This is a genomic window from Helicovermis profundi, from assembly GCF_033097505.1.
Taxonomy (GTDB): domain Bacteria; phylum Bacillota; class Clostridia; order Peptostreptococcales; family Acidaminobacteraceae; genus Helicovermis; species Helicovermis profundi.
In genome coordinates this window covers 2,222,496-2,242,071 of record NZ_AP028654.1, presented here as the reverse complement: position 1 = coordinate 2,242,071, position 19,576 = coordinate 2,222,496, and the positions used below count along the sequence as shown (strand labels likewise).

Annotated in this window: 18 protein-coding genes; 14 read left to right on the top strand and 4 right to left on the bottom strand. The window is 27.9% G+C overall.

The window, feature by feature from the left end:
* The first annotated feature begins 10 nt into the window (after positions 1–10).
* The 5 genes from dnaG to AACH12_RS10045 all read left to right on the top strand — a co-directional run bounded on the left by dnaG (position 11) and on the right by AACH12_RS10045 (position 4,967).
* The gene (gene dnaG, locus AACH12_RS10065) at positions 11–1,879 is read left to right on the top strand and encodes a DNA primase (RefSeq protein ID WP_338535286.1); all 1,869 of its coding nucleotides are present in this window, start codon (positions 11–13) and stop codon (positions 1,877–1,879) included.
* A gap of 18 nt (positions 1,880–1,897) precedes the next feature.
* Complete coding sequence (gene rpoD, locus AACH12_RS10060; protein ID WP_338535285.1) at positions 1,898–3,004, top strand: RNA polymerase sigma factor RpoD; 1,107 nt, start codon at positions 1,898–1,900, stop codon at positions 3,002–3,004.
* A gap of 97 nt (positions 3,005–3,101) precedes the next feature.
* Entirely contained in the window at positions 3,102–3,791 is a 690-nt protein-coding gene (locus tag AACH12_RS10055) for a tRNA (adenine(22)-N(1))-methyltransferase (protein ID WP_338535284.1), read from the top strand.
* Entirely contained in the window at positions 3,782–4,585 is an 804-nt protein-coding gene (locus AACH12_RS10050; RefSeq protein WP_338535283.1) for a Nif3-like dinuclear metal center hexameric protein, read from the top strand. Before AACH12_RS10055 ends, AACH12_RS10050 begins: the two co-directional genes overlap by 10 nt.
* Positions 4,586–4,691: 106 nt before the next feature.
* Complete coding sequence (locus AACH12_RS10045) at positions 4,692–4,967, top strand: 4Fe-4S dicluster domain-containing protein (protein WP_338535282.1); 276 nt, start codon at positions 4,692–4,694, stop codon at positions 4,965–4,967.
* A gap of 75 nt (positions 4,968–5,042) precedes the next feature.
* On the opposite strand, the gene AACH12_RS10040 is transcribed toward AACH12_RS10045, so the two are convergent.
* Genes AACH12_RS10040 through AACH12_RS10030 form a run of 3 tightly spaced genes read right to left on the bottom strand, consistent with a single transcriptional unit; the run spans position 5,043 to position 9,757 of the window.
* Complete coding sequence (locus tag AACH12_RS10040) at positions 5,043–8,060, bottom strand: efflux RND transporter permease subunit (protein ID WP_338535281.1); 3,018 nt, start codon at positions 8,058–8,060, stop codon at positions 5,043–5,045.
* Positions 8,053–9,153: an efflux RND transporter periplasmic adaptor subunit gene (locus AACH12_RS10035; protein ID WP_338535280.1), complete on the bottom strand. Its 1,101-nt coding sequence runs from the start codon at positions 9,151–9,153 to the stop codon at positions 8,053–8,055. Before AACH12_RS10035 ends, AACH12_RS10040 begins: the two co-directional genes overlap by 8 nt.
* Positions 9,146–9,757 carry a TetR/AcrR family transcriptional regulator gene (locus tag AACH12_RS10030; RefSeq protein WP_338535279.1) on the bottom strand — a complete coding sequence of 204 codons (612 nt, stop codon included), beginning with the start codon at positions 9,755–9,757 and terminating at the stop codon, positions 9,146–9,148. The genes AACH12_RS10035 and AACH12_RS10030 overlap by 8 nt, the downstream gene beginning before the upstream one ends.
* Before the next feature lie 237 nt (positions 9,758–9,994).
* Here AACH12_RS10030 and AACH12_RS10025 point away from each other — a divergent pair, with 237 nt between their 5' ends.
* From AACH12_RS10025 to AACH12_RS09985, 9 genes are all read left to right on the top strand, one after another.
* Positions 9,995–12,550 carry an HD domain-containing phosphohydrolase gene (locus AACH12_RS10025; RefSeq protein ID WP_338535278.1) on the top strand — a complete coding sequence of 852 codons (2,556 nt, stop codon included), beginning with the start codon at positions 9,995–9,997 and terminating at the stop codon, positions 12,548–12,550.
* A complete protein-coding gene (locus tag AACH12_RS10020) occupies positions 12,550–13,431 on the top strand; it encodes a pyridoxamine kinase (protein WP_463670984.1) in 882 nt (293 codons plus the stop codon). Before AACH12_RS10025 ends, AACH12_RS10020 begins: the two co-directional genes overlap by 1 nt.
* Before the next feature lie 94 nt (positions 13,432–13,525).
* Complete coding sequence (locus AACH12_RS10015) at positions 13,526–14,482, top strand: SLAC1 anion channel family protein (RefSeq protein ID WP_338535277.1); 957 nt, start codon at positions 13,526–13,528, stop codon at positions 14,480–14,482.
* 281 nt (positions 14,483–14,763) lie between these two features.
* Positions 14,764–15,525 carry an MBL fold metallo-hydrolase gene (locus tag AACH12_RS10010; RefSeq protein ID WP_338535276.1) on the top strand — a complete coding sequence of 254 codons (762 nt, stop codon included), beginning with the start codon at positions 14,764–14,766 and terminating at the stop codon, positions 15,523–15,525.
* Positions 15,526–15,621: 96 nt separating this feature from the next.
* Positions 15,622–16,062 (top strand): DUF1893 domain-containing protein, encoded by a 441-nt coding sequence (locus AACH12_RS10005; RefSeq protein ID WP_338535275.1) that lies wholly within the window; start codon positions 15,622–15,624, stop codon positions 16,060–16,062.
* Between the two features lie 28 nt (positions 16,063–16,090).
* A complete protein-coding gene (locus AACH12_RS10000; protein WP_338535274.1) occupies positions 16,091–16,633 on the top strand; it encodes an ECF transporter S component in 543 nt (180 codons plus the stop codon).
* 394 nt (positions 16,634–17,027) lie between these two features.
* A complete protein-coding gene (locus AACH12_RS09995; protein WP_338535273.1) occupies positions 17,028–17,507 on the top strand; it encodes a permease in 480 nt (159 codons plus the stop codon).
* Positions 17,507–18,052, top strand: coding sequence for a permease (locus AACH12_RS09990; protein ID WP_338535272.1), 546 nt, complete (start codon positions 17,507–17,509; stop codon positions 18,050–18,052). The genes AACH12_RS09995 and AACH12_RS09990 overlap by 1 nt, the downstream gene beginning before the upstream one ends.
* A gap of 69 nt (positions 18,053–18,121) precedes the next feature.
* Positions 18,122–18,568, top strand: coding sequence for a putative zinc-binding protein (locus tag AACH12_RS09985; protein WP_338535271.1), 447 nt, complete (start codon positions 18,122–18,124; stop codon positions 18,566–18,568).
* Positions 18,569–18,664: 96 nt separating this feature from the next.
* On the opposite strand, the gene hslO is transcribed toward AACH12_RS09985, so the two are convergent.
* A complete protein-coding gene (gene hslO / locus AACH12_RS09980; RefSeq protein ID WP_338535270.1) occupies positions 18,665–19,552 on the bottom strand; it encodes an Hsp33 family molecular chaperone HslO in 888 nt (295 codons plus the stop codon).
* Between the last annotated feature and the right edge of the window lie 24 nt (positions 19,553–19,576).

The following is a 19,576-nucleotide window of genomic DNA, read 5'->3' as shown; positions in this document are numbered from 1 at the left end:
TGGTGGTTTTATGGGAAAATTTTATGAAGGAAATATTAGTGAAGTAATTTTAGATAAAGTAGATATAGTAAACTTGATTTCAGGATATGTTCAGTTAAAAAGAACAGGAAATAATTATAAGGGTCTTTGCCCATTTCACAATGAGAAAACACCTTCTTTTGTTGTGTCGGAAGATAAACAATTATATCATTGTTTTGGATGTGGTGCCTCTGGTAATGCCATAGGATTTTTGATGAATATTGAAAATCTTGATTTTTTAGACACAATTGAATTTTTAGCAGAAAAAAGTGGGATTGATTTATCACAGTATGAAAGTAAAAAAAATAGTTCAAATAATTCTGTATCATATAATGACAAAAAAGATTCATATGAAATATTGAGAAATGCAGCTATTTTTTATTATAAAAATCTAAAAAAAAATACAGTTGCTAAAGAATATCTAAAGTCAAGGAACATCACTGATGAGATTATTAAGACTTTTGGCTTAGGTTTTGCGGAGGATGAATGGTCTTCATTAATAAAACACTTTAATAGCAAAAATTTAGCTGCACTTGAAAAAGCAGGATTGATTTTGCCAAATAAACAAAAAAATGGATTCTACGATAGGTTTAGAAATAGAATTATTTTTCCAATAATAAATGTTCAAGGAAAGGTTATTGGTTTTGGGGGTAGAGTTATTGATGATTCACTTCCAAAATATTTGAATTCTCCAGAAACATTAGCCTTTAATAAAAGCAAGACTCTTTATGGTCTTAATATTGCAAAAAACAATCTTCCATCTACTAAAAGAATTTTAGTAGTAGAAGGATATATGGATGTAATTGCACTTAATATGTATGGTATTAAAAATGTTGTTGCAACACTTGGAACTTCACTTACTAAAGATCATGGAAAATTATTATCAAGATACGCTGATGAAATAATAGTTTCTTACGATGGTGATAGTGCAGGTCAAAAGGCTGCATTTAGGAGTATTGAGGTTCTTAAAGGTATTAAATCAAAAGTTAAAATACTAACTTTGAAAAATGGATATGATCCAGATGATTATTTAAAAAAGTATGGAAAAAATAGATTTTTAGAACTTTTAGAAAATGCTAAGCCATCTATTGAATTTGTATTTTCTGTTTACAAAAATAGTTATGATATTGAAACGGAAGATGGGAGAATTGATTACATTAATAGTTGTATTGATTATCTTGCAAAGTATGATAATGAAGTAGTAAGAAATATTTACATTGAGTATTTATCAGTAGAGGTTTCTATTAATCTTGATATTATTAAAAATGAATTGAATAAAAAAATGAAATTAGTAGATAGAAATTATAATTCTGATGATAATTTTGTTATAAAAAGTAGTATTTCAAAGCTTGTTAGAAAAACAAAAGCGTCTAAAAATATTAATATAAGTAGAACAAGAAAAATTGAAATTCGCATGCTTGAATATTCTCTTCAAGACAAAAAATACTTAAATAAAATTTTTGATTTTAATGAAGTAGAAAAGATTTTTAATAAAAATATAAAAAAAATTATGTTTTCTCTAAAAGAATATTATAAAGTTCTATCATCATTTGACCTTGCTAATGCAATCGATTATTTTGATTTAGAGGATTTAAAAGGGCTTGAGAAAGTTATAAAAAATATGGTACCTATTTCGGATGACGATAAGCACCTATCAAAATTATTACGTCAACATTTAAAGATATGTCTAGATATCGAAATAAGTCAAAATAAAAGTGAATTAATAGAAACGATAAAAAAAATTAGCAATAACTCAGATGATAATTTGAGTAAAATAGAACTTAATAAAACTAAAGAAGTATTAAATGAAAGGATAAAAGAATTGAATAAAAAATTAAGTAAAATTACGGGCGAAATCTAATAGAAAGGGGGGGAGCAAATGGCTAAAAATACCATTAAAGAAACAGAACTTGAAGCAGTTTTAAAGCTAAAAAAAGCTGGTAAGAAAAAAGGAAGTTTAACTTATTCTGAAATTCAAAAGGGCTTAATGACTTTAGAAATTGATAAAGATCAAATCGAAGATATTTATGATTCTCTAGCAGCAATGGGAATTGAAGTAGTAGATGATGATGACATTGAAACTGAAAAAGCTATAGTTGAAGATAAGAAAAAAGATGATGTTATTATAAAAGAAGATTTATCTGTTCCAAAAGGAATTAATATTGATGACCCAGTAAGAATGTATTTAAAAGAAATAGGAAAAGTTTCACTTTTAACTGGAGAAGAAGAAGTTGTACTCGCTAAAAGAATGGAAGACGGCGACGAAGAAGCAAAGAAAAAACTTTGTGAAGCTAACCTTAGACTAGTTGTAAGTATTGCAAAGAGATATGTTGGACGTGGAATGTTATTTTTAGATCTTATTCAAGAAGGAAATTTAGGATTAATTAAAGCTGTAGAAAAATTTGATTGGAGAAAAGGATATAAATTTTCTACTTACGCTACTTGGTGGATAAGACAAGCAATAACTAGAGCGATTGCAGATCAAGCAAGAACTATAAGAATTCCTGTTCATATGGTAGAAACTATTAATAAACTTATTCGAGTATCGAGACAGTTACTTCAAGAACTTGGAAGAGAACCAAAACCTGAAGAAATTGCAAAAGAAATGGATATTACAGTTGAAAAAGTTAGAGAAATTCTCAAAATTGCGCAAGAGCCTGTTTCACTCGAAACACCAATTGGTGAAGAAGAAGATAGTCACTTAGGTGATTTTATTCCTGATCATGATGCTCCAGCTCCAGCTGATGCAGCTGCGTTTTCAATGCTTAAAGAGCAGTTAATTGAGGTTCTTGAGACACTTACTCCTAGAGAGCAAAAAGTTTTAAAATTACGATTCGGACTTGAAGATGGACGAGCAAGAACTCTTGAAGAAGTTGGTAAACAATTTGATGTTACAAGAGAAAGAATTAGACAAATCGAAGCAAAAGCGCTAAGAAAACTCAAGCATCCAAGTAGAAGTAAAAAATTAAAAGATTATTTAGAATAAGAAACAATTTCTTATTTTGAAATTTATTACAATTTTAAAACTTAAAGATATTAATAATTTATCTTTAAGTTTTATTTATATTTACAGGAGAGTAATTATGAATTTGAGTCCAAGACTTTTAAAAATAGCAAATTTTGTTGAAAAAAATAGTATTGTAGCTGATGTTGGATGTGATCACGGATATATTCCTGTATATTTAGTTGAAAAAAATATTTGTGAAAAAGTAATTGCAACAGATATAAATATTGGACCAGTTGAAAATGCAAAAAAAACAATTAGAAATAATAATATGATTGAGTCTATTGATGTAAGACTTGGATCAGGTTTAACAAAAATTGATGAACATGAAATTAATTCAGCAATTATTGCAGGAATGGGTGGTCTTCTTATACGTGATATTATTATTCAGAGTAAATCCATTATAGATTCGTTAGAGTACTTTATATTGCAACCACAAAATTCACAAATTGAACTACGAATGTGGCTTGAAAAAAACGAGTATAACATAGTAGAAGAAGATTTGGCATTTGAAGGCAATAAAATATATGAGATTATAAAAGTTAAAAAAGGTAAAATGACAATTACAAATGATATAATGTATGAAATAGGCGTTAACATGAAAAACGTAAGCAAAAATGATTATATGGTATTTATCAATAAAAAAATAAATAAATACTTAAATATAAAAGAAAATATTTTGAAAAATGCAACTAGTGTTGATGCCGATAAAATTAGCAAAATTAATGAAAAAATCATGAAACTAGGAGATGTGTTATTATGTTTGTAAATTCTAGCAAAATAATTAATATAGTAGAAAAATTTGCTCCTAAATGTGATGCAGAAAACTGGGATAATGTTGGTTTTCAAATAGGCAATGTTAATTCGGAAGTTGATAAAGTTCTAATAACACTTGATATTGATGATAATGTTATTGAAGAAGCAATTGAAAAAAATATCGATTTAATAATTGCTCATCACCCTTTAATATTTAAACCTTTAAATAACTTGGATCAAGATACTTATAAGGGAAAATTAATAGCAAAACTAATTAAAAATGATATTTGCGTTTATATAGCACATACCAATCTAGATGCATCTAGTATTGGGCTGAGTGATTATTTAGCAGAAATATTGGAGTTAAGTAAAATTGAAGTACTTAGTAATTTTATAGATGACCCAAGCAAAGGTATTGGTAGAATAGGTTACCTTAGTAGTTCTCAAAATATTAGTGAATTTATAGAATTCGTTAAGAGTAAATTAAATTTGACGAATGTAAAATTTGTAGGAGAATTAAAAGGAAAAATATTCAAAGTAGGACTTTGTACAGGATCTGCAATGGAGTATTACCAAAAGGCAAAAGAAAAGGCTTGCGATATTTATATTACAGGAGATGTGAAATTCCATGAAGCTCAGGATGCACTTCATACAAATATAAAAATTCTTGATGTGGGACACTTTGAATCAGAAAATATATATTCAAAACGCTTAAAAGAAATTCTTGATAAAGAATTTGAAAGAAAAGGATATGATGTAAAGGTTGTAGCTTCATCGGTAAATACTAATCCATTTTTATATTTATAAATAAATTGTTAATTTTTCTTGTATACCTTGACAAAATTTGTGTTTTTCAATAAACTTAGAAAGTACCCCTGGTAGGTGGGGGTAGAAAACAATAAGGGGTGTAACAATGAAGAAAAGCAAAAAACGTGTAGAATCAAATAAGGTAAAAACTACTACAAAATCAGTAAAAAAAGCTATAATAGATTCAAATATATGTGACAGATTTATATTTTGTCCAGTTAAAAGAGCTTGTCCAGTAAAAGCAATTACTCAGCAAAAAGTATCATTTTTTAAAGCAAATGTACCTGTGATTGATGCGGACGCTTGTATTGGATGCGGAAAGTGTATTCCAGTTTGTCCTCATGGAGCGGTTAAAATGAAAAGTGTTAAGATTAAAGCTTAACAAATATAGAATAATAAATGTTAAAACAAAAGATTAACCATAAAGGCTAATCTTTTGTTTTTTGTATTTATTATTCTATCTTTCTAATAAATAATATATGGTTGGAATTATTGTAAGAGTTAAAATAGTTGATATTAGAAGTCCACCTATCAAGGCGATTGACATTGGGGAAAAAAATGAGCTGTGTGAAAGTATAAGAGGAACTAGACCAAATATAGTTGTAATTGTGCTAAGAAGGATTGGTCTCATTCTTTTTTCTACTGAATCAACGCATGCTGCTCTTACGTTTAAGCCTTCTTTTCTTGCCCTATTTATATACTCTATTAAAAGAATTGCATTATTTACCACTATTCCAAACAAACTGGCTACCCCAAGACCTACAGTAAATGTAAAATGTGTTCTTGAAATTAAAAGAGCTGCTATAACACCAATAAAGGAAAGTGGAATTGTAACTAGAATAATAAGTGGCTGCTTTAATGAATTAAATTGAATTAATAAAATAACATAAACTATTACGAGTGCAAGTAGTCCTGCGGCAAATAATCCTGAGAGATATTTACTTATTGTTTCGCTATCGCCACCATAATTTATCTTAACCCCTGTTGTATCAAGTTCATTGTTAATGTAATTTTCAATTTCCATTTGAATATTGCTTATACCGTATTCTGGTCTTACTCTTGCTGAAACAGTTACGAGGGATTCCCTATTATATCTTTTAGAATATGAAAGCTGTTTATCCAATTTTACTTTAGCAAATTGTTTAACTAAAATTTTATTGTGAATGTACTTTGAACTGATAGGTAAGTTTAAAATATCGTCGATATCACTAATATTTGATTTAACGTTAATTTTATATTCTTTACCACTTGTTTTCATGATGCTAGCATAAGTTCCGCTTAGTGCCATATTTATTTGATATTCTATATCATATTTAGTTAACCCATAAGAACTTGCTAAATCATTATTTATATCTAATTTATATTCATATCTATAATTACTTTTATCATTTTGAACGTCCATTGTTCCTGGAATTGAAAGAAGTTTATCAAATATTTGAGATGAAATTTTATTAATTATTTGACCATCTTCACCTGAAACTCTAATATCAATAGGATCACCAGGCATATTGATTTCGAGGAGATTTACTTTGCATTTTCCATTTAAAATATTATCATCTAGTTTGTCTTGTAGATAAACTGCAAAAATTTCTTTAGAGCTAAATTTATTAGTTTTTGACAAATCGAATTTTAAAAGCAATTGTCCGCTATCGGCGGATGGATTTAAAACACTTGAAGTCATATAAAACTTAGGAAGACCTCCACCGTATGCAGCTGTAACGGATGTTATTTCCGGCTCATCCATAAGTAATTTTTCTGCTTTTTCAACAAGTCCTTTTGTTTTATCAATATCTCCACCAATATCAGATTTTAAATTTATATACATAATATTTTTATCTACATATGGAAACATCTTAATTTTAATAAGAGATGTTAAAGAGAGTGAAACAATTAGCACAAAAATAACTGTAAAGATTGCAGTTTTAGGTTTATTTAAGTTAAAATTTAATAGCTTAGTATAAGCCTTTTTAATTTTACCTAGTCTATCTTTTTCCGAATGATTTTTCTTAAAAAATTTACTAGCTAAAGCTGGTGTTACAAGCATAGCAACAACATAAGAAGCAATTAATGAAACTATTACAACCTCAGGAAGTGTTTTAACGAACTCACCAGCCTCTGCTGGAAGAGCGGCTAGAGGTGCAAATGCTGCTATTGTTGTTAATGTAGATGAAAAAACTGGAATTGCTTGTTCTTTTGCACCTAAAAAAGCTGCTTCATTGTTGGGTATTCCTTCATTAATTTTTACTTGAATAGCATCACTTATTACAATAGAATTATCAACTAATATACCGAGGGAGATTATAAGCGCTGCAATTGATACTTGTTGAATATCTAATTTTAATATATACATATATATAAAAGTTATAGCGATTGATAGTGGAATAGTAAAAGAAACAATAATTGCATTCCTTCTTCCCATTCCAAGTAAAACTACTAGTATTACAAGAAGTATTCCTTCAAGTAAATTAGTAATAAAATTTGAAATAGATTTATCAACATCTTCAGGTAAAAATAATACTTCATTTACTGTTAAATCTTTTGGCATTTCATTTTTAAGTGTATCAATCACATCTCTAACATTTTTGCCAACAAGAACAATATTTTTATTATCTTTAAAATATCCAGAAATGAGTAGCGAAGATTCCCCCATATTCTCAAATTTTAAGCTTTCTTTGTCATATTCAAAATATATATCAGATACATCTTTTAATCTAACAATACTTCCGTTTTCTTTAGACATATAAACTATGAGATTGGAAATATCGTTTAAATTTTCAAAGCTTTTAGGTACTGTAAGATTAATTTTACCTGATTTAGTATCAATTGAACCAGAAGGTATGATTACATTTTGTGCTCTTATTAAGTTATATATGTTTTCAATAGAAATATCATATGGAAGAAGTTTTTTGTTTTTAATATTTACAATTACGTTTTTATCAGGTTTGCCATCAATATTTATTTTTTTGATACCGTCGACTAATACAAGTTTATCTTTAAATTGATTTGCAAATTCATTGAGTTGATCAAGAGAATAATTATCTCCGGATAAGGAGAGGATTATTCCGGCAGACTCAGTTAAGTCAGTATTAATTTTTGAAATTACAGCATCACTTGGAAGTTTAGTTTTAACATTAGCTATTTCGGTTCTAAGAGTATCCCACTGTTTATCATAATCAACATCATTATTTAACATAACTACAGTTACGGACACATTATCGTATGAATATGATTGAATATAATTTATACCATCTAAAATAGCTACAGCATCTTCAATTGGTTTTGTAACTAAGGTTTCAATATCACTCGAAGAAGCTCCAGGATAAATAGTAACTATTTGAGCTGCTGGGCTTGAAGTGTCAGGATTTTCTTGTTTAGGTATAAAATAATATGAATAAACACCGAATAATAAAATAATTATTGAAAGAAGAATGGTAACTTTTCTCTCTTTAATAGCTGAAGCAATAATTTTATTCATTTGTATCACCCACAATTTTAACTTTATAACCTTCAGTAAGTGAATTAGTAGCTGTAACAATTATTTTATCGCCATTATTAAGGTTCGATACTCTTACGAAAGATTCATTTATTTCATGGAGTTCAATATTTTTTCTTACAACTCTATTGTCTTTAACTATATATACGTAATCTTCGCCATCGTTTAGAATGTCGGTAATAGGAAGCCAAATACCTTTGATTTTATTAAGTAAAAAACTTACTTCTGAGGATTGACCGATAATGAAATTACCGTCGTTTAGTTTTATTTGTACTGAATAAGTTCTTGAGAGTTTATCTGGCATTAAATTAATTTTTGATATAGTTCCACTGTATTTTTTCCCATCTACATCGATACTTGCTTTCATATTTAAAGTAAGTCTTTTAATATCTTTTTCACTGACTCCAATATTTACTATATTTTCATTGGTTCTTATAAGAACAATTGGATATCCTGCTGCGTATATTTCCCCTTCTTTTTTCAAAATATCAACGACTACGCCATCCATATCTGCAATTAATGTTGAATCATTTACAGAATTAGATTTATAATCTAAATCAATTTTTGATTTAGAATAGTTCTTTTTTGCCTGTTCATATTGTGATGAATTTATATCGTATGAAAGTTTAATTTCATCAAGTTTTTGTTTGGAAATTGCACCTTTTTCATATAAAGCTAAAGTATCATTATATAGTTTTTTATAGAAATCATAAGATTTTTCTGCCTTATCAAGATCTAAGGAAGCTAGATTAATTTGTTCTTTAGAGGCTTTAACTCCAAGGCCGTACTCATAAGTATCAAGTGAAACTAAAGGCATATCTTTAGTTATTTTTTGACCTGTTGTAATATTGATTTTATTGATTTTGCCACTATTTTTTAATGATAGTGCTTTAACCATACTTGGTTCAATAAAACCAAAATATTTAATACTTTCATTTTTAATCTGAACTTTTGCTTCTTTCACTTTTACGAGCTTAACTTTTTCTTTAACAACTTTTTGAGAAGGAGTACAAGCTGAAAAAATGAGGATAGTAGTACTTACTAGTAGTAGTATACTTATAATTTTTTTATTCATATTTTACACGTCCTTTTTCAAAGTAAAAGCTAATAAATGCCTCAACTTTTTCATTTATTTTATTATTGTCTTCGTCAAGAAGAATTTTGATTAATCCTTCTGTAAAGCTGTATGATAGATACTTAGAAATGTTGTAATTAGGATATTGAAGAGTAAAATGCATGCTAAACCAATTTTGAAGGTTGAGTCTTGAATTAATATTCTCATTTCGATTATCATCTTTAAGAAGAATAAGTAGCCCTAGATAGTCATTTTCAAATAAAGTACCCACATCATTAATAATATTTTTAACAATGGAATTAAAATTAATTTCATCAGCGTTTTCAATAGTTTCAATTGCTGCTTTAGTTGGAATAGTGTCTAATTTAAAATTATTAAAAGTATGCTTTTCTATAATTTTATTAAGTTTAGTATAAGACTCATTTACTACAGCTTCATATATTTTATCTTTTGATGGATAATATCTATATAAATTACCAACAGTAATATTTGCATTTTTAGATATTTTTCTAAGCGAACTATTTTCGTAACCATTTTTAAAGAATTCACTTTTAGCTGATTTGAGAATTTTTTGTTTTACATTTTCTTTAAGTACTTGCGCCATAATTTCTCCTTTTTTATATAATATACGACTGTTTATTATTATAAAACTAGTTCTCTAAAAAGTCAATAGTTAACTGGTGTTTATTATTAAGAAACGTGTTGTGAAATATAACAATTAGTTTACAATTATGCTATAATATAAGTAGGTAATATACTTGATGTGGAGGCTGATGTTTTTTTATTATATGTTTGAATACCCTGTATTTTGATATAAGTATAATAAGTTAAATAATAGTGGGTGATTAATATTAAAATTAAAAATAAAATAATCTTACTTAGCATTTCAATTTCACTTTTCTTGATACTTGGAATTGGTACATATTCTGTTGTAAGTTTTCATAATAATCTAATTAAATCATCAAACGAAAAATTAATGTCAGACTTGCTTTTAGGCGAGGAACTTCTTAATGAAAAAATAGAAGGTAATTGGCATGTAAAAAACAACAAATTATATAAAGGTGATGTATTAATTAATAACAATTTTGAAATGGTAGATAAAATAGCAAAATTAACAGGAGATACTGTTACTATTTTTTTAGATAATGAGAGAATAGCAACGACAGTAAAACTTGATAACGGTTATAGAGCGTTAGGGACAAAAGTATCAGATATCGTATATGATACTGTAGTAAAACAAGGTGAAATTTTTCTAGGAAAAGCGGATGTTGTTGGAACGATAAATCAAACTGCATATAAGCCAATTAAAAATTCTAAAGGTGATATATTAGGAATATGGTATGTTGGTGTTCCAAATACTCCATATAATGAAATAAGTAATAAATTCAGAAATTTTATTGTAATTTATGGAGTTATAATTATGTTTATTTTTATTGTTATATCAAAATATATTGCTGATAATATTGTTAGACCTATAAAATTATTGGAAATAGGAGCTAATAGAATAACATCTGGAGATATGGATACAGAAATAGGTTTTATTGGTAACTGTGAGATAGGAAGTTTAGCTGTAACTTTTAATTTAATGAGAGAACACCTTAATAATATGGTGATGAAAGTTTCTGATGTCTCAAATGAATTTGAAACTCTTTTTAAAGGATCTTTAGATGCAATAATTAAATTTGATGCAAAACACAAAGTACTTGATATAAACAATACATTTACTGAACTATTTGAATATAAACTTGATGAAATTCGAGGTCTTGAAGTTGATTTAGTTGTATCTAATGATGAATTTATAGAGCATTCAAAAGCTATTACAAAGAAGATGCTTGAAGGCAATAATGTGTCTAGGAAAGGTGTAAGATTTTCGAAATCTGGAAAAGAACTTTTCTTAGAAATTATGGGTATACCAATTGTTAAGGATGGAAAAGTAATAGGTGGTTATAGTGTATATAGAGATATTTCTAAACAGGTATTATATGAAACTAAACTTAGAAGACAAAAATCTACCTTTGAATCACTATTTAAAAACTCATATGATGCTATTGTTATGATTGATAAAGATAGGAATGTACTAGAGATAAATGATAATTTTAATAAACTCTTTGGTTATTCTATAGATGAATTAAGGGACGATAATGTTGATAAGGCAATTTGTTATGAGAATTTTGAAACTTTAAACGATCTTACAGACAAACTAATGAGCGGTACAAAGGTTGTTTTAGAAGGCGTAAGATATTCAAAAGATAAAATGCCTAAAAATGTAAATATTAAAGGTGTACCTATTATGGAAAATGGTGAAATTATAGGTGGATTTGGTATATATACAGATATAGGCGAAAGAAAAGTGTCAGAGAAAAAAATGAAATATATGAGTTTTCATGATGAACTTACAGATCTATTTAATAGAAGATACTTTGAAAGTGAACTCGTTAAGTTTATTTCAAAAGAGTTTTTTCCACTTTCTTTAATTATGGCTGATGTTAATGGCCTTAAATTAGTTAATGATGCTTTTGGACACGAAAAAGGCGATTTATATTTGCTTAAAGTATCAAAAATACTTAAAAAAGTTTCGCGACATAATGAAGTGGTAGCTAGGCTTGGAGGAGATGAATTTGTTGTTTTACTTCCAAATACTACTTACAGTGATACGGAGAAGATTATTAAAAGAATAAGAAAAGAATGTGAAAGAGAAAAATTTGAAAATATTGATATTTCAGTTTCTTTTGGAGTTGGAACTATGACAGAAGAAGAAAATTATGCAGATTTCTTTAAAAGAGTAGAAGATAATATGTATAGAGAAAAGCTTATAGAAAGTCCATTTATTAAGAATAAAATGTTTGATTCTATTATTGATGAATTATATGAGAATAGTCATAGAGAAAAAGAACATTCTGAGTTGGTTTCTAAATATTGCCAGTTGATAGGTAAAGCTATAGGATTGGCTGATAGGGAACTTGAAGAGGTAGTTCTTTCAGGAAAACTTCACGATATAGGTAAGATTGCAATAGAGGAAAGTATACTTAATAAACAAGGTAGACTTTCTAAAAGTGAGCATAAAAAAATTAGAAAACATTCAGAAATTGGTTATAGAATACTTAATGCAATAAATGAAATGGGCGAAATACCTGATTATGTACTAGCTCACCATGAATGGTGGAATGGAAATGGCTACCCTAAAAAATTGAAGGGAGAGGATATACCTATTCAATCAAGAATTATTGCAGTTGCTGATGCTTTTAGTGCAATGATCGGTTACAGAGTTTATAGAGAATCACTTTCAAAAGAAGATGCAATAAAAGAGCTTATTAAAATGTCAAAGGTTCAATTTGATCCATTTATAGTAAATATATTTGTAGAAGAATTAAAAAAAGAAAATTCGGAGTTGATTTAATGAAAATGAGTAACCCAGTAAAAAAAATCATGGCAATACATGATTTATCGGGATTTGGTAGAGCATCACTTACTGCGATTGTTCCAATACTTTCAACCATGGGTATACAAGTATGCCCAGTACCTACTGCAATTCTTTCGACTCATACTGGTGGGTTTGATGAATTTACTTTAGTAGATTTAACTGATTCAATGGAGAAATATATTTTGCATTGGTCAAAACTAAAACTAGAATTTGATGTTATTTATAGTGGTTTTTTGGCTTCTACTAAACAAATTGAAATAGTATCAAAAGCTATAGATTTATTTAAAAATGAAGATAATTTTGTTGTGGTAGATCCTGTAATGGGTGATGAAGGAAATTTGTACAAAACAATGGATAAAAGTATGATAAATGCTATGAAAAATTTGATAAAAAAAGCAGATATAATTACTCCAAATTTTACAGAAGCTACGTATTTACTTAATGAAGACTACAGAGAAAAAATTTCAGATAAAGAAATAAAAGAGTGGCTTACTAAATTATCTGATATGGGCCCTGAAATTGTCATTATAACAAGTGTACCGGACAATTTAGTTGAGAATCAAACAAATGTTATAGCCTATAATAGGCTAAATGATGTTTTTTGGAAAGTCGGATGTAAGTACATACCTGCATTTTACCCTGGAACAGGCGACGCATTTACAAGCGTTGTAGTAGGTGCTCTGCTTCAAGGAGATAATCTACCAATTGCACTTGAAAGGGGAGTACAGTTTATATCAAATGGAATTAAAGCAAGCTATGGATTTGATTATCCTAAAAGAGAAGGTATTTTAATAGAAAGAGTACTTGATACGCTTAAACTTCCAGTGATTTCAAGTTCTTATGAAATGTTAGAATAGTAAAAAATATATTGAAAATTCCTATTGATAATTATTCTCAGTTGAGTTATAATAACATTACTTTGTATTATAACTAAAAAGGAGAGGATTAAAAATGGATAAAAGTAATAGACTGTTAAATTTCCCGATATCATTTTTTTCAATTATTCTAGGTCTTTCAGGACTTGCAATATCGATGGGTAAAATGGAGGCAATATTTAAATTAAATGTAAATATTAGTTTGTATTTGTTACTAGGAACTATAGCAGTGTTTGGAGTACTACTTATTTTGTATTTTGCGAAATTTATTAAGTATAGAGACGAGGTTAGAAAAGAGTTCAAAAATCCAGTAAAGGTTAGTTTTTTTGCAACGATTTCAGTAAGTTTTCTTTTAATAAGTGTTGCATTACTTGATGTAAACTTAGTGTTGTCAAAATATTTTTGGATTGTAGGTGTAATTATTCACACATTTTTTACTTATGTGATTATTTCATTTTGGATGTTACATCCAAATTTTGATATAAAGCACTTTAATCCAGCGTGGTTTATCCCTGTAGTCGGAAATGTTTTGATTCCTGTAGCAGGAATCAAATTTTTTATTTCAGATATATCATGGTTTTACTATAGTATTGGATTTGTATTTTGGATTATATTATTTTCTATTTTTATTTATAGAATTATTTTTCATCATCCACTTCCTGAAAAACTTGTACCAACGCTTGCAATACTTATAGCACCACCAGCGGTTGCATTTATTGCTTATGTTAAAATGACAGGGACTATTGATTCATTTGCAAAAGTATTATACTTTTTTGCCCTATTTTTAACTACATTTTTATTAAGAGAATTTAAAATGTTTTCAAGTATTAAATTTTATCTTTCGTGGTGGGCATATTCATTTCCAATATCGTCAATTACAATTGCAAGTGTCCTTATGTTTAGCGTAAGTAAAATTGTATTTTACAAATATTTAGCATTAGCATTTTTTATAATTTTAGTATTAATAGTTTTAATTCTAATACCAAAAACAATAAATGCTATGAAATGTAAAGAAATTTGCGTAGAAGAGTGATATAGAAGCTAAGTATACTTTATCCGATGCCTTAGAGTTCTAATACCCCCACTTCTTAAAAAAGTGGGGGATAAAGAACTCTAAAAAGGCCCTGGATTATGTTTTCTAAGATTCAGTGGGAGTAAAAATTCCCCCTGAATCCAAGAAATTCATTTATATGATAAAATAAAGGTGAGCGTTTATACATTATGTGTGTGCTCACCTTTATTAGTATGATTTAATATTTACTAAGGATTGTAAATATTAAAATTAATTATTAAAATATATAAAGGAAGTGGACTATGTTAATTAAAGTTATTACAGAGAGACCAGATTTTTCACTACAAATAGAGACTGATTCAAAGAAAAAAATTCTCTTTGACACAGGAAATCAAAATGTAGAGAAAAGATATGAGGAACTCTTTGAAAAAAAATTAGAATTTGAATATATAGTCTTATCACATGGACACTGGGATCATGGAAATGGATTGGAATATCTTAAGGACAAAAAGCTTATATGTCATCCAAATTCTTTTATAAAACGTTATAGAGCAAAGGATAGATCTTATATTGGACTTAAGTTAAATAAAGAAGAGTTAAAAGAAAAGTTTGAATTAACAATGAAAGATAAGGCATATAAAATTTCAAATGGGGTTTATTTTTTAGGTGAAATAAATAAATCGAATAATTTTGAAGGTAAAATTTCAACTTTCGAAAAAGAAAATGGTGAAATGGATCTTGTGAAAGATGATAGTGGAATGTGTTTTAATACTGAAAAAGGATTAGTCGTTATTTCAGGATGCTCACACTCAGGTATTTGTAATATAATTGAACATGCTAAGAGAGTTTCAGGACAAGCAAAAGTATATGCAGTAATTGGAGGTTTTCATTTAAAAATAGTTGATGAAATTTTAGAAAAAACAATTAATTACTTAGAAAAAGAACAAATTGATTATATATATACTGGACATTGTACAAGTGATAAGGTGATTGATTATTTAATAAATAAACTTAATAATGTAAGTAAACTATATGAAGGTCAAAATATAGAACTTAATAAATAATTACATATTTTGATATTGATATAGAAAAAGTTATATGGTATGATTAATGCCTAGTGTTTTAATAGGAATTAACTACATATTTAATTAGGAGTAGTAATGAATAATAGTGATTTAGTTTTGGCAAAAGAAATTTTATATAAAAACAATTATAAAATTTGTGTAGTAAAAAATGATGCTCTTATCTTTTTTAGTGAAGATAGAGGAATCTTACCTATGTATAAATTAGTAAGAGAAATGTATCCTTCACTTGAAGGTGCATCAATCGCTGATAGAGTTGTAGGTAGAGCAGCAGCACTTTTAAGTGTTTATGCTAAAGTCCAAAATGTATATTCAGAAATTATTTCTGAAGGTGCAATAGATATTTTACAGAAGAATTCTATTTTAGTAAGCTACAATAAAAAAGTTAGAAATATTAAAAATAGGGATAGAACAGATTTATGTCCAGTAGAAAAACTATCATCTAGGTTTTATGACTATGATTATAAAAATCTAATTAATGAAATTGAAAAATTTTTAAAATCTATTAAAGCTATATAGAAAAAACTACAAAAAAATGGGGGATACCATGAAAAATCGTTTTGAAACAAAAGAATTTATTTTAGCATCACTTTTACTAGCAATAGGAATACTACTTCCAATGTTATTTCATGCCTTTGGTATAGCAGGACAAATATTTTTACCAATGCATATATCAGTGTTTATTGCTGGCTTTGTATTAGTTCCTGAACTTGCACTTATGGTGGGATTGTTAACACCGATTTTAAGCAGTCTAACAACAGGAATGCCACCCTTATTTCCAATTTCAATAATTATGATGTTTGAACTAGGTATTTATGGAGCAACTGTATCTATTCTTTATAGAAGATTAAAGCAAAATATATATGTATCTCTTATTGTTGCAATGATTTTTGGAAGACTAATGGCAGGTATTACAGTGTGGGTTATGACAATAGGCTTTGGAGTTAAAATGAATCCATTTTTTTACTTAAAGAGCGCGATTTTAACTGGACTTCCAGGGATAATAATTCAAATAATACTTATACCTGTAATTATTAAAGCGCTTAAAATGAGTAATTTATCAATCTTCAAAAAGAGTTTTAATTCATAAATGAATTTCTTGGATTCAGAGGGAGTTTTTACTCCCACTGAATCTTAGAAAACATAATCTAGGGTCCTTTTAGAGTTCTTTATTCCCCGCTTTTTTAAGAAGTGGGGGTATTAGAACTCTAAGTCATCGGATAATATTTATAAATAGTCTATGGTTTTAAAATAATTCATTTAATTTATTAACTTTATAAAAATACCTACTAAAATTGACACTTATAATCTTATGTCAATTTTAGTAGGTATTTTTTTTGTGAAAAGATAAGTCGTTTTTTTAAAGTATCAATCTAAAAATACTAGTATAGAAAAAACTAATAATTGATTGACAAGTAACAAACACGGGTGTAATATAATTATATTAGAATTTTCTAATATAATTATATTAAGAGGGTGAGAAAATGGATTCAGGAAATATTTATATTTATATCGGAATTATTGGTTTTATTTTATCGTGGTTTATTAATAAAGAGAAAACAAAAAAAGCTGGCTTCGTATTTTTAAAAATTGCTATTAGCGTGCTTCCAGTTATACTCTTTATATTTGTATTAATGGGACTCGTTCAAGTATTCTTACCTAAAGATACTATAGCGTTATTTTTAGGTGGAAGTAGTGGTGTGTTTTCAATATTTTTAGGAGAATTACTTGGTAGCGTTTCCTTAATACAACCAGGAGCAGTTTTTCCTTTTGCAGGTTATTTGCATGATAATGGTGCGAATTTTGGTGCAATTTATACATTTGTAATGGCAGCGATATTAATTGGATTTGTGACTATACCACTTGAAATAAAGATGTTTGGTAAAAGATTTACATTTGTAAGAAATGGACTAAGTTTTCTTGCAGTATTTATTATTGGTTTAATTTTTAAGGCGGTGATGTAATGGAAGTGAAAAATCCTATTAAAGAAAAACCAAACATGAAAAAACAATTAAAAAGTACTCTTATAGAAGCACTTAAATACATTGGGATTAGTGGAGTTATAATTTTAATCGTATATTTCATATCACCTCAAAAAGCAGTGCAAGTAAATAAAGTAGTCGAATTTACCTTTAGTAAAGCCATTAAAATTATGTTAGGAGTTTTTCTTATAATAGGACTCTTACAAGTGTGGCTAACGCCAAAACAGATATCAAAATTTATTGGAAAAGAATCTGGTATTAAAGGAATGGCAATTGCATCAATATTCCCAATAATACTTGGTGGATCACTCGTAACTATATTTCCACTTCTTAAAACTTTAAAAGAAAAAGGTGTACCAATAAGAATTCTTATTACATTCATTGTTGCGTGGGCAGGAAAAGCACCATTACTCCCTCTTGAAACAGAGTTTTTAGGTGTAAAGTTTGCAGCTCTTAGAATTGGTATAATTATTCCACTTGCGATAATAATAGGGTTAGTTAGCGAAAAGTTGATTGGAGAAGAATAGAAAAATAGTTTTTCATTTGAAAAAAATGATATATGTTTTTTTTATAAAAAAAGAGAGAGGATGATAATTTTGAAGAAGAAAAAACTAGAGAATATTGTAACAGAAAATGCAAAGAAAACGATTAAAATGCAACATGAGAAATTTGGAAAAACAATTGGAATAAATTCTTGTGCTGGAAGTTCAAACCTTGGACAAAAAAGTTTTTTTATTGCACGTGAAATTGTTAAAAGAATCCCAAATGCTTTTATGAGATGTCCAGTAGGCTTGTATCCTGAAGTGGAAGGTCCGTCACAAGTTATTTTTTATGATGATTATCAAGTCACAATTGATGGGTGTAAGGGTGCTTGTTTAAGGAAAACGCTAGAAAAAGAAAATATTAAAATTGATTTAGCATATGAACTTGATCATGAATCATATATGACAGAAAAAAAGCCAGGACCTGATTTTGATGAGAAAAAAATGCTTGAAATTGCTGATCAAGTAGAAAAAGATATTTTGAAATTATTAAGAAAATAATAATAGAAAAAACAGATACCGTTTTAGTAAAAGGCATCTGTTTTTTTATTTGAGTTATAAATAGTAATAGAAATAAAGTGATATTTACAAATATAATTAATACTTCATAGCTTCATCATAGAGTTTTCTAAGTTCTTCTAAATTAAAATTGTATTTATGATTACAAAAATGACATGATAATTCAGCTTTTCCATCTTCATCAATCATTTCTTTAATTTCTTTTTTGCCTAAGCTTAAAAGTCCTTTTTCCATTTTTTCCCTAGAACAATCGCATTTATAATTAACTTCTTTTTCTTCTAAAATTTTATACTCAAATCCATCAAATAATTCGTTTAAAATTTCAGTAGAAGATTTATTATCTGCAATTAATTTGGAAATTGGATCAAGTTTAATAACATTGTACTCTAAATCAATTATTGATTGTTCGGGAGTGTTTGGCATAGGCTGAACAATAAAGCCACCAGCGCTTTTAATACTTAAATCTTTATCTACGAAAACTCCTAAAGATACTACAGAAGGTTGTTGCTCTGAGTTTAAAAAGTAAGAAGCTAAGTCCTCGGCAATTTCACCTGAAACTAAACTGCTTTGACCAATATAAGGTTCTTTAAGACCGAGATCACGAATAAGAATTAACTTTCCGTCTTTTCCTATAGCCTCTCCAACTGCAAGTTTACCTTCATTATTAAGATCAATATCAACATTTGGATTTGATATATAACCTTTTACATCTCCAATAGATGAAGAAACTGCAAGGATAGTTTTAATTAAATTTGAACCTTTTATTTGAAGAGTTATTTTTATTTTTTCATCTTTATCCATACTTCCTAAAAGAGAAGCAGCAGTTAAAGTTCTTCCAAGGGCAGCTGATGATACGGGTGTAGTAGAATGAATTTTTCTTGCATTTTCTACCATGTTTGTTGAATCTATTAAAAAAAATCTAAAATTACCGTCTGTTGTTATACCTCTAATTAATTTATTTGACATTTTTCCATGTATACTAAATATATT